This is a genomic window from Kitasatospora sp. NPDC024654 (assembly GCF_055559155.1).
In genome coordinates this window covers 1-10719 of record NZ_JBVHLF010000141.1, presented here as the reverse complement: position 1 = coordinate 10719, position 10719 = coordinate 1, and the positions used below count along the sequence as shown (strand labels likewise).

The 10719-nt window shown below is 68.7% G+C and carries 11 protein-coding genes and 2 pseudogenes; 10 read left to right on the top strand and 3 right to left on the bottom strand.

Annotated features, from left to right (window positions below; all coding sequences use genetic code 11):
• A partial coding sequence (locus ACZ38L_RS36695; RefSeq protein WP_465701903.1) for a hypothetical protein occupies positions 1–264 on the top strand: 264 nt, incomplete at its 5' end.
• A gap of 127 nt (positions 265–391) precedes the next feature.
• Positions 392–1198, top strand: a complete 807-nt coding sequence (locus tag ACZ38L_RS36690) for a hypothetical protein (RefSeq protein ID WP_465701901.1) — start codon at positions 392–394, stop codon at positions 1196–1198.
• Here the strand turns inward: ACZ38L_RS36690 and ACZ38L_RS36685 are convergent.
• Positions 1153–1839: a hypothetical protein gene (locus tag ACZ38L_RS36685; RefSeq protein WP_465701899.1), complete on the bottom strand. Its 687-nt coding sequence runs from the start codon at positions 1837–1839 to the stop codon at positions 1153–1155. The genes ACZ38L_RS36690 and ACZ38L_RS36685 overlap by 46 nt on opposite strands.
• Before the next feature lie 4 nt (positions 1840–1843).
• Positions 1844–2290 carry a nitric oxide synthase oxygenase gene (locus ACZ38L_RS36680; RefSeq protein ID WP_465701896.1) on the bottom strand — a complete coding sequence of 149 codons (447 nt, stop codon included), beginning with the start codon at positions 2288–2290 and terminating at the stop codon, positions 1844–1846.
• A 688-nt stretch (positions 2291–2978) separates the two neighbouring features.
• On the opposite strand from ACZ38L_RS36680, the gene ACZ38L_RS36675 reads away from it, so the two are divergent.
• From ACZ38L_RS36675 to ACZ38L_RS36665, 3 genes are all read left to right on the top strand, one after another.
• The gene (locus tag ACZ38L_RS36675; RefSeq protein ID WP_465701894.1) at positions 2979–4163 is read left to right on the top strand and encodes a site-specific integrase; all 1185 of its coding nucleotides are present in this window, start codon (positions 2979–2981) and stop codon (positions 4161–4163) included.
• Positions 4164–4395: 232 nt separating this feature from the next.
• Positions 4396–4767: a type II toxin-antitoxin system RelE/ParE family toxin gene (locus ACZ38L_RS36670; RefSeq protein ID WP_465701892.1), complete on the top strand. Its 372-nt coding sequence runs from the start codon at positions 4396–4398 to the stop codon at positions 4765–4767.
• The gene (locus ACZ38L_RS36665) at positions 4764–5066 is read left to right on the top strand and encodes an XRE family transcriptional regulator (RefSeq protein ID WP_465701888.1); all 303 of its coding nucleotides are present in this window, start codon (positions 4764–4766) and stop codon (positions 5064–5066) included. Before ACZ38L_RS36670 ends, ACZ38L_RS36665 begins: the two co-directional genes overlap by 4 nt.
• A 320-nt stretch (positions 5067–5386) precedes the next feature.
• On the opposite strand, the gene ACZ38L_RS36660 is transcribed toward ACZ38L_RS36665, so the two are convergent.
• Complete coding sequence (locus ACZ38L_RS36660; protein ID WP_465701884.1) at positions 5387–5626, bottom strand: hypothetical protein; 240 nt, start codon at positions 5624–5626, stop codon at positions 5387–5389.
• A 1091-nt stretch (positions 5627–6717) separates the two neighbouring features.
• On the opposite strand from ACZ38L_RS36660, the pseudogene ACZ38L_RS36655 reads away from it, so the two are divergent.
• The 5 genes and pseudogenes from ACZ38L_RS36655 to ACZ38L_RS36635 all read left to right on the top strand — a co-directional run.
• Positions 6718–7417, top strand: a pseudogene (locus ACZ38L_RS36655) (Mu transposase domain-containing protein); the annotation flags it as partial.
• Positions 7417–7644, top strand: a pseudogene (locus ACZ38L_RS36650) (ATP-binding protein); the annotation flags it as partial. The pseudogenes ACZ38L_RS36655 and ACZ38L_RS36650, both read left to right, overlap by 1 nt.
• A gap of 76 nt (positions 7645–7720) precedes the next feature.
• Positions 7721–8152: an integrase core domain-containing protein gene (locus tag ACZ38L_RS36645; protein WP_465701905.1), complete on the top strand. Its 432-nt coding sequence runs from the start codon at positions 7721–7723 to the stop codon at positions 8150–8152.
• A 59-nt stretch (positions 8153–8211) separates the two neighbouring features.
• On the top strand, positions 8212–9360 hold the full coding sequence (locus ACZ38L_RS36640) for a hypothetical protein (protein ID WP_465701882.1): 1149 nt from the start codon (positions 8212–8214) through the stop codon (positions 9358–9360).
• 884 nt (positions 9361–10244) lie between these two features.
• Positions 10245–10670 carry a hypothetical protein gene (locus tag ACZ38L_RS36635; RefSeq protein ID WP_465701880.1) on the top strand — a complete coding sequence of 142 codons (426 nt, stop codon included), beginning with the start codon at positions 10245–10247 and terminating at the stop codon, positions 10668–10670.
• Positions 10671–10719 lie beyond the last annotated feature (49 nt).

The following is a 10719-nucleotide window of genomic DNA, read 5'->3' as shown; positions in this document are numbered from 1 at the left end:
TACGTCGCCGTCGTCGAACGCACCAAGGCCCGCCGCTGGCGCCTGTTCTCGCCCCCAACCCACGAGCCAGAACCCTTCCCCGTGCTCCGCCTGCGCTACCAGGGCTCCGCCGACCGCTGGCTCATCGCGATCTACAAGGCCAGCACCGAGACCTTCTGCGAGAGCGAACTGCCCACCCGCTTCAGCCCCACCACCGGCACCCCCGAGCAGGGCATGGACCACACCCTCGGCTTCTGGGTCGGCCCACCAGCCACCGACCAGTAGAGATCACACAGCGTCACCCTCGAGGCCTGCAGTGGATCATGAAAATGGCGAAACATCAGACGAAATCAGGGGATTGACATAGCGTGGTTCCCGGCCCTTCCGACAGGACTCAGGCACAGGAGTACCGATGTCACCGTCCCGCCTCGCGCTCGCGGATCTCCCCGGTGTCTGGCGTCGAACCTTCGTCCGCGAGGCGGATGGCTCGACCGATCGCGTCACCGCCGTCAGTTGGGTGCAGGGGCCGGCGCTGTTCGGAGATCTGCGCTGCCCGCCCGGGCTGGACGCGCTGGTGGGACGGACGGCCCTGACCGATCTGGATCAGCCGCAACTCCTGGCGCTGTGCGGGCAGAAGGCGTTCGCCGGCACCTTGGAGCAGGATGGCGACACGTTCAGCTGGGTCCGCCGGATCGACCTGCACCCGCCGGCGCCGCTGCCCGACGCGGGCACCTTGCATTGGGATGGCGGGGGGCTGGTCGAAGAGGGCCTGCACGAGCCCTATCTCGAGCACTGGGAACCCGTCGAGCGATCACGGGGGAACCCGGCGGCGGCCCTGCTCACCGATCCGGCGGAGGGCTGTGCGGGTGTGCTGGTCCGGGTCGGATCCTGGTTCTGCTACGCGCGGGACCGCTCGGTGCCGCTCCCCGCCTCCCAGGCCCCGCTCGTCGAGCAGGTCCTCGGCTGCACCCGCCACGCGGAGGCGGCCGCGCTGGTGGACTGCGAGGTGTCGATCGGCCGGATACGTGCCGGCCGGTGGGAGATCGTCAACTCCACCCTGCCGCATCGCACGGGGGTCCAACTACAACCCGAGCTGAGCCAGGACGGGCACCGGGTGCGGATCCGCGACACCGATCCGCACGGCCGGGCCCGCCCGCGCAACTGGCAGATAGCTCAGTCCGAAGGCCCGACGCAGCTGCTGACGACCGGCGACGCCTGAGAGCGCCGGTGCCGGTGCCCGGGCACCGCGGTGTCCACCCGAGTGGTGGGCACAGGGGTTGCCGGTGTCAGGGCGGGAGCAGTCCGAGGCCGGACGTGCCAGTGCGCCTGCGTAGCACGACCAGCAGGGGGCAGCAGAGCGTGAGCAGGTAGCAGGAGAAGGCGGCGGCGGTGAAGGTCCAGGCGGGTAACGTGATGAGGGTCAGCGCAGCACTGAGCGGTCTCGGGGTGGCGGTAGCACTTCACGGCGGTTGGCACGGCGGCGCAGCCGTCGGCCAGGATGCTCAGGGCGAGCGCGGCGTCCGGGTCCACGGTGATCCACCACCCGACGAGGGCGCCCAGGGAGAGTGCCGCACAGCAGAGTTCGGCGGCACTCGGGCGGGTGCCGCGGAATCCCGGGCGGGTCAAGGCGCACAGGAACACCAGCAGCGGGCCGAGGCCCACGCTGAGAGTGGTGAGGGCGGGCAGGCCGACGTGGCGAGCGGCTTGGGCCGCGAACGCCACGCCCGGTGCGAGGGCCCACAGCAGCCAGGTGACGAGGTTCGGCCGTACTGATCCGCGCAGCGTTCGCAGCGCGTAGACGCCGCTGCCGCAGAGGTTGAGCACCGCCCCGGCCGGTACCACGAACCAGCCGAGCGTCACCGGCTCAGTCCTCGGCGGCGCCGGCGGGCCAAGGCGCAGGGTGGGGCGAGAAGTTGGGCAGCATCCTGGTCGGCTCGTAGCGGCGCTGCCAGACGGGGGTAGTCGAGCCGCTGGTCGCGGGCACGATGGCGGACCAGTCGGCCGGGCAGCCGCGGCCGCTCTTGTGCTCGCGTTCCTCGTGCCGCACGAACTGCTTGGTGGCGAAGTGGTGGTCGATGATGGACACTCCGGCCTGGTCGTAGGAGTGCAGGACCGCCGCGGTGAGTTCCAGCAGCGCCCGGTCCCGCCACAGGGTGCGGTCCCGCCCGGTGTCCAGGCCCATCCCCCGTGCAACCTTGGGAAGTTGGTCGTAGCGGTTGGTGTCCGAGAGGTTGCGGGCACCGATCTCAGTGCAGGCGTACCAGGCGCTGAACGGCGCGAGCGAATAGCGCAGCCCGCCCAGTTCCAGCACCTGGTCTCGAAGGGCCAGCCACAGGCTTCACTCGCCTCGGGGACCACTTTGGGACCAGAAACCCGCCCCGGAAACGACTGAGAGCGGATACTCGGTTTCCCAAGTACCCGCTCTCCCAAGCGACTTCACAGTCGGGACGACAGGATTTGAACCTGCGACCCCTTGACCCCCAGAGTCGCCAGCATGAGCCTTGAGGATCTGACGTCTTGTCACGCCAACTGGCGTTTTAGAAAGCAGAGTTGGCGCACATTGACACTCACTTCTCGCGATCGCTCCCGAAGCGATGCAACGAGGCGTCAGCGTTCATTTCGTTCGCAGGTTATGGCCCATGGGCGCTCATGAGCGCTCATCGCGTGTGGTCCCCAAGTGGTCCCCAGGGTCGCCATTCATCGCCGATCACGCCCCGTGATGGAAATCTGACGCCGACTCAGCGAGAGATTTCAGGAGCGCCTGGCAGCCCCGGTGGCTGCGACGCAGGTCAACCCGCCGGACCGGCCAGTGCGAGCAGATCATGGTCGCTTACCCACCGGCTACGGATCGTGATCTTCCGGGCGGCGTGTCGTCTTGAGCGTGTCCTACCCGGCCGGCCCCTGCGTGCCTCGCACCCCACCCCACACGCTCTGCCGACACACCCGACCACCAGACGAACCTTGGACCCGTAACCACCCACTCCAAGGAGGAACCACCCATGGGACAGCGCACGAAGCGCGGCAGGGTCTACCGTCGATGCGGCTGCCAGGACGAGAACAAGAAGCAGCTCGGCCCCTGGTGCATGCGCCTGCTGGAGGACGCAAAGCACGGAACCTGGACCTACGCCGTCGACCTCGCCCACGAGGACGGCAAGCGCCGCGTCCGCCGCCGGGGCGGCTTCGCCAGCCACGCCGAGGCCGCCCGCGAGATGGCCGCCGTCTTGGACGGCGAGCTGCGCGGCGTCTACGAGAACCGCCGCACCACCGTCGCCGGCTACCTGCGCGAATGGCTCACCATCAAGAAGCCCACTCTCGCGCCAAACACCTTCGCCGGCTACAAGGCCTGCGTCGAACGCGACCTCATCCCCGCCTTCGGCCGCCGCAGGCTCCTCGACCTGCGCGCCAAGCACATCGACGACTGGATCACCGCCCAGCTGGCAGCGAAACGGGGCCACGTCACCGTCTACCGGGCTGTCTCCACCCTGCGCAACGCGCTGAACGCTGCGGTCCGCTCCTGGCGGCTGCGCTACAACCCCGCCAAGCACTCCGTCCCGCCCAAGCCCCACGCGGAGGAGCGCACCTGCTGGACACCCGAGCAGGCAGCCACCTTCCTGCGCCACAGCACCCAGAACTACGCCGACCAGCTCACCGACCTCTTCGAAGTCATGCTCGGCACCGGCATGCGCCGCGGCGAAGTCCTCGCCCCGCACTGGTCCGACGTCCACCTCATGGACCGCAAGCTCTTCGTCCGCTGGAATCTTGCCGCCATCGACAACGGCGTCCTCCACTTCGGCGAGCCGAAGACGCCGGCCAGCCGTGCCTGGATCAGCCTCTCCCCCAGAGTCATGACCGCCCTCCACCGCCAGGCCGCCATCCAGATGGCAGCCCACCCCGACGGACGATTGGAAGGTCTGGTCTTCTCCCGCGGCGACGGCTCACCCCTGCGACCCCAGTGGGTCCTCGACCAGCTCCGCAAGCGCACCGCCGAGATCGACCTGCCCCGCATCGGCCTCCAGACACACCGCCGCCAGCATCATGATCGCCATGGGCATCCCCCTCGCCATCGTCTCCAAAGCCCTGCGCCACGCCACCCTCGCCACCACCATCAACCTCTACGGCCACCTCTTCAAAGACTCCGCCGACCAAGCCGTCAACGCCCTCGCTGGTGCCCTCGACCAGGCTGATGCCGAGTACCAGGGCTCCTGGCCCGCAGCCGCGTAGCGAGGCACAGCACCGATGGACGTCGGCGCATGCGGCGACTCGGCCGACGTGGGAACCGGGGCCAAGGAGGCAGGGCTCCCCGCCGGTCCTCAACAGCGGGCTTCCGGGAGGTGCCGCCATGCGCGGCCGCCCTACGCCCTGACCAGTCCCGGGAATAACTTGCAGCGCATATTCGCTGGAGCGCATAATGGGGTGGTGGCATGGGAAGTCTCACTGGAGAGCGAGGTCGAGGAATGGCTCCTGGACCTCGCACAGCACCACCCGCGTACCGCCGACGAGGTCGTGGCCGCCATCGACAAGCTCGAGCAGGACGGCCCCACCCTCGGCCAGCCGCTCGTGGACCGCATCCACAGCTCCAAACACCACAACATGAAGGAGCTCCGCCCGCGGACTACAGGGCCCGGCGAGATCCGCATCCTGTTCGCCTTCGACCCTGAGCGCCAGGCCATCATCCTGGTGGCGGGCGACAAGGCCGGAGCATGGCGGGAGTGGTACGAGATCAACATCCCCATCGCCGACGAACGTTTCAGTAGGCACCTGAAGGCCATCGAGGAGGGCAAGCCATGAAGTCCTGGAAGGACGTACGACCCAACGTCGTCACCGACCCCCAGCGCGTCACCGCGCACCGGAAGGAGCTCGATGCGGAGGTACGGGCCTACCGCCTCGCCGAGATCCGCCGCGAGCAGGACCTCACCCAGGCCGAGGTCGCCGAGATCATCGGCATCACCCAGCCCAACGTCTCCCGACTCGAGAGCGGCGCGCTCGACACCGCGGCCCTCGCAACGATCCGCGCCTACGTCGAAGCACTCGGCGGCCAGCTCCGCATGGTCGCCGACTTCGGCGACCGGACACTCACCATCGGCTGACACTCCCAGTCCGGCATCGCGATCACGGAACTACCGACGCGCGGCGCTGTGTCGCGCGGATAACCCTGTAGGTGCCAAGAACCACGTCCGTGCTGGTCACGCTGCATGTTGGTATTCGTGCAGGATGCCGCCGAGGCGGTTGCGTCGGCGGACGTCGAGGTGGGTGAGCCGGTCGGGTTCGGTGATCGGTTCGGGCAGTGGGCATACGCGACCCCGCATCCCGCGCGCTCGGCCGCGGCCCGGGCTGCCAGCATCAAGAACCAGCACGCTGGTACGACTTCAAGCAGGACGCGCTGCCTGGGATGTGACCTGCGCTTCGGCTACGGCCAATCAGCCCTTGCATGAGGCTCCTCCACGGCCTGCCGTCCCTCCCAGACTTCCACTTCGATCTTCTTCGGGGAGCTGTCATGAAGCGACTTCGCGAAGTAACCGCACAGATTGTCGGCGACGTCCTGGGCTCTGTCATCACTGTGGAAGGGGTAGGGCACAGGATTGCCATCCTTGCCACTCCGGCGGCCGTGCTGATCGGTCACGTAGAGGAGCCACGTGTATTCCGGCATGGGAACCTCCCTCGAACCCCACTCGACCGTAGCCCCGGACCACCGAGATCGCACGGGGGACGGCGGTCCCGCGCGCGGCCCAGGCCGATGTGCGAGCTATGGCCACTCTGCGTGCCCCGTAGCGGAGCCCTCCGATCTGTCCGCCTCCCAGACATCGGCGACAACACGCACAGGGCGCATCGGGCCAGGGTCGTCCCCGCCCTGCCTCACAGCCACGTCTACCAGGAACTCGGCGTACTCTTGCGCGGACCCATTGAAGTCGCCCTCAGCGTGCTCACCGTGGCGTGTGGTGATCTCCACGTCTTCGCCCGAGCGCACACGCACACGTGATCGGTATTTCGCCATCTCGTCCTCCGATGGGCTGCCCTCCTGACCGTACGGCTGGCGTTCGTTCACTGCTCGATGAGTGGTCCCGGAGACGTGCGCCCATGCCCCCGACGTTCACCAGGGGCCTCGTGCTCAGGTAGTGAGCTCGCCCCAGTTGATGCGTTCTACAGCATGCGGTGGGAACGACACCCGAGACCCGTCTCCCTGAACGACGTGCACCCACCCGCGGTCGTCGATGCGGATACTGCCCTCGACCGACTCGCTGAGCGCAACACCGGGACTGACGTAGCCCGCCCCGTGGGCCAGATGCACTGTGCCGGGGCCCTCAAGGTCTGCCATGACCCGATTGTTCAAGCCCAAGCCAGGGCCTGCCACCCGGGGTCCGTCACTTCGCCTCTTCCGTCCAGCCCCACGCTTCGGCGAGCTGTTGCGGCTGCCGAGGCCACGATCCCGTCGTTGGGCTGATTCGATCGATCTACGGGGGCCAGCCTCCGTGGCCCTCCGGGCGCCCCTGACCGTCCGGCTCCCAGACATCGACGACAATCCGCGCGGGCCGGCTCGGTCCTTCGTAGTGCTCGGTCTGCTCCAGAGCCCTCTTGGTCAGGAATTCGGCGTACTCCTGGGCAGACCCGTCGAAATGGTCCGTGTAAGGCAGGGCCGGCTGTGTGACCGTTTCGTCGCCTGCTGCCGAGAGCACGCGCACTCTCCACCGGTATCTCGCCATCGCGGCCTCCGTCGGATCGTGTCCCCCTTTCGACCGTACGACCTCGGTACGCACGCTGCCCGGCGGGCCGAGCCGCCGTCGTCCGGCGGAAGCCTTGCTGGAGGAACAGCAGCGGTTGCATCCGCTGCCCAAGCAGCCCGTTCACCGTCGCGTTCGGCACCACCCGCCGGGTCAACTGGGACGCGACCATATCCGTCGACGGCGTCCGCTACTCGGTCCCGCACGAGCTGGCCGACACCCGGGTCTGGGCCCGGTTCCACGGCGACGAGCTCATCGTCACCGCGGTCGCCGAGGACGGTCCGGCCGAGGTCGCCCGCCACGACCGCTCGGCTCCGGGCCATCCGTCGATCAAGGACGAGCACTACCCACCGCGCGAGGACAAGGAGGCCGACCGGACCCCGAGGGCGACCACCGCGGAGGAGGCCGCGTTCCTCGCGCTCGGACCGGGGGCCGCGTCCTGGCTTGTCGAGGCCGCCGCGGCCGGCGCCCGCAGGATCAAGCCCAAGATGGCCGAGGCCGTCGCGCTGGCCAAGCTCCACACGCCGGCCCAGGTCGACCGGGCTCTTGGGGCGGCAGCGATCGCCGGGCGGTTCGCGGAGAACGACCTGATCTCCATCCTCACCTACTAGGCCGGGCTGGAGAGCGTCGAGCCCACCCGGGCCACCGAAGAGCACAGCCTGCAGCCGGGCACCTCCGCCTGGTCGAGCTTCGGCATCACCGACATCAAGGACGAGCACTGATGGCCACCCCGATCCGCACCTTCACCGGCGCCCACGGCGACCCGCTGGCCGAGGCCATCGAGCTGACGAAGCGACTGAAGTTGCCGCACCTGCGACGCGCCCTCAGCGACCTGATCCCGACCGCGAAGGCCCAGCGATGGGACCCCGCGGAGGTCGTCCGGGTCCTGCTGGCCGAGGAAGCAGCCGGTCGTGACGCGGCCAACCTGCGGACCCGCCGCAAGCGGGCCGCTGGGCACCGAGCGCCCGCGTAACCGCGACGGCAAGTACGGGCAGCCGTTCGACGCCGCCTTCGAGGCCGAGGAGATGGAGATTCTGAAGGGCGCGCCGCGAGCTCCCCGGATGAACGCCCACTGCGAACGCGTGATCCGGAGCATCCGGCGTGAGGCCCTGGACCATGTCCTCATCCTGAACGAGGCCCACACCCGGCAGGTCCTGGCCGCCTACCAGCGGCACTACAACGAGCACCGGCCGCATCGGGCCCGGAACCAGCTACCGCCCGGCGTCCACGAGCAGCAGCCCGCCACAGGCGATCTCGAACGCCGCTTGGCTCCTCCGCACCCGTGTCTTGGGCGGCATCATCAACGAGTACCGGTACGCGGCTTAACCAGCAGCGATGACTTTCCGAGCCCCACACCACCCAAAGCTGAACCGAGGCTGGTGTATCTCACCCGTGCGCCGACGACAGGGGCCGCCCCAGGAGCCTTATCGGGTGAGAGACCTTCCGATGCGTCATGACGGTTCGGTGATCGGCGGTACTCGGTGATATGACGGAGCCGAGCTGGAGGTGGTCCGTCATGACCCGGTACTGCGTCGATCCTGATCGGCACGAACTCATCGCCACCTGGGGCACCGGGCAGGGCGAGTTGGCCACCCGGGTCGCCGCCGTCACGGCCGGCGCGGACCTCGCCGCGCTCTCCCGCCTGGCCGCAGCACTCACCCAGCTGTCGACCGTGGCCTGGCGCACCTACACCCACCCGGCCAGCGCCGCCGACTCATTGGAGGTCAACAGCGAGGGCTGGCGCAGGGAGCAGGAACGCGAAGCATTCGAGGACGTCGCCGATGCCGTGGCCTCGCCAAATCTCCCCCATGGCGGCGCGATGACGGTCGAGTACAGCCCATTGCTGGAGAGCGCGAACCGAGTCGGCCGCGCCCTGCTCGCCCTGGATATCCCGGAGCTGACCGAGGCGGTCCACGCCGAGACCCAGGCGGAGCTCACCGCCGTCGGGAGTGCCGAACTCGGCGACCTCACCGGACGGGCCCGGCAGGCCGTGCTGCTCAGCCGCGAAGGCGCCTCCCCCGTCCAGGTCGCCGCCGCTGACCGGCTCCTGCAGGAGGACCCGTTCGGGCCGGCCGCGCTCTACTCCGACATCGACCCCACCGCCGCAGCCGTGGCAGCCGCCCACTGGCTGTACGCCGCCGCCGAAGCCGTCTCCGAGGCGTCCGGGTACGCACCCACCGAGGTGATCCGGGAGGCGGACAACATCGAGGCACTCCCCCACGCGACACCCACCCTCGTTCTCGAACTCCTCGACGACGGTGTCTCCCCCTACGACGCGGTCACGAGGCTGGTGCGCCACGCCATGCGGATCGCGGACGGCGTGCTGCCCGACCCGGCCGCTCTCCGCGAGCAACTCGACGAGGCCGAGGAGGTGATCACCGAGTACGCCGACGACGATTCCGAGGAGGCGGACGACGTGCTCACCGGCATCCGCCTCACCCCGCTGGACCCGCGCCGGCCCGCCCGCGACCTCCTCGAAGACCTCCTCACCGGCATCAACGGCTGCTGGCTCCTCCACGAGGAATACGCCGAGGACGAGGATCGGGACGACGACGAGGAAGAATCGGACGACGAGACGGCCGAACGGCACCAGCACCACAGCCGCGCGCAGTTCGCCGCACTCGTCCGCGCCATCGCCGCAGACAAGCGGGACCGGCTCATCTGACACCGCAACCACCCGGTGGCCGAGAGCGCTCGGACCCGGACCAGCCATGACCAGGGCCAACTCTGTCCATCCTGCAACGAACAGCTGTGGGGCCACCCCGACGGCCCGGCACACCCCCGCCAGCAATCACACAACGCAACAGGCGCACCTGCGGCCCGCCAGTCTCGGCTGCAACCCAGAGCGACGGACCACCGCCTGACGGCCATCGCACGATCACCTCCAGGCGATCACTGCCCACTCCCCGAATCAGCCCGATACTACTCAGAGTAGCCACTCCGGCCCGCACCCCTGACGCCAAACAGCTCCCGGAATTCCACAGAACCGGCAAGAGGTTGAAATTCGACCGCGGCCCGTCGCAGTCGATCCGCCCTCGCCGAGCGGGAATAGGTGAACCATTCCCGCCGATATCCGGCGGAATTCGATAAGCTCGGAACAGAGCCGCCACGGTCCCTCGGATCACTCGCAGCCACCCGCGACCCAACCCGCCGCGTGCGCCACACCCCGACCACCTCACTCCCGAGAGCAGTCAACCCGTCGCCAGTAGTGACGACGCACGCAGGAATCGGAAAGCCGGTCGTGATCCGCAAGGCTGCGAGCCGCTCAATGGAGCCTCGGGTGACTTGAGCGCAGGTCAAGGGATAAGCCCAGGTCAAACGGCATCGAACTGCCTCGGTGGTCGCACGGTGATCCCGGATCCGCCGCGATGCCACTACCCGGAGCAAGACTGGCAGGGCCAGCAGTTCCGCCACCCCCTGTGAAGTGATCGCCATGCGCCCCTCAGCCAAGCGCGGCCGCGTCTACCGCCGGTGCGGCTGCCGCGACCAGCACCGCAAGCAGCTCGGCGCCCGCAGGTGAAGGGGGCGATCTGGCGGACGCTGGAATCAGTGCTCAGCCAGCTCGGGCGCACCGACGTCCAGGACCTCGTGGTCGAAGGCGATACTCGGCCGCTGCCCAACATCCCACTGGACTGGCGGACCCAGGCCACGGCACCCGCCACCCCCATCGTTCGCGGTTTCCGCCTCCCCTTCTCCACCACCGAGTTCGACGTCACCCGCGGGGACTTCGCCGGCCTGGAGATCCGCGGCTCGCAGGACAGCGACGGGTTCCACTACCTCTACGACACCCGCGCAAGCCGGATGATCACCGACTTCGTCCTCGACGACCGGCCCCAGGTGGCGACCTTGTGCAACGTCACCATCATCAAGAAGGGCGACATCTTCACGCCGAGGATCAAGCTCTGGAAGAAGGAACAAGAAGAAGGCCGGGCCTCGATGTTTCACGGCAGCGGCCGGTTGATCTCATGCCTGTGATGTCGCGTTGGTCCGTTCCCGGGGCGGTGTCGGGTAGGACTGCGCGTCG

Bases quoted from the DNA above. Each gene is read 5' to 3' on its own strand.
- ACZ38L_RS36675 (WP_465701894.1), top strand. From the start codon at position 2,979: ATGGGACAGCGCACGAAGCGCGGCAGGGTCTACCGTCGATGCGGCTGC.
- ACZ38L_RS36640 (WP_465701882.1), top strand. From the start codon at position 8,212: ATGACCCGGTACTGCGTCGATCCTGATCGGCACGAACTCATCGCCACC.
- ACZ38L_RS36660 (WP_465701884.1), bottom strand. From the start codon at position 5,626: ATGCCGGAATACACGTGGCTCCTCTACGTGACCGATCAGCACGGCCGC.
- ACZ38L_RS36690 (WP_465701901.1), top strand. From the start codon at position 392: ATGTCACCGTCCCGCCTCGCGCTCGCGGATCTCCCCGGTGTCTGGCGT.
- ACZ38L_RS36665 (WP_465701888.1), top strand. From the start codon at position 4,764: ATGAAGTCCTGGAAGGACGTACGACCCAACGTCGTCACCGACCCCCAG.
- ACZ38L_RS36645 (WP_465701905.1), top strand. From the start codon at position 7,721: ATGGAGATTCTGAAGGGCGCGCCGCGAGCTCCCCGGATGAACGCCCAC.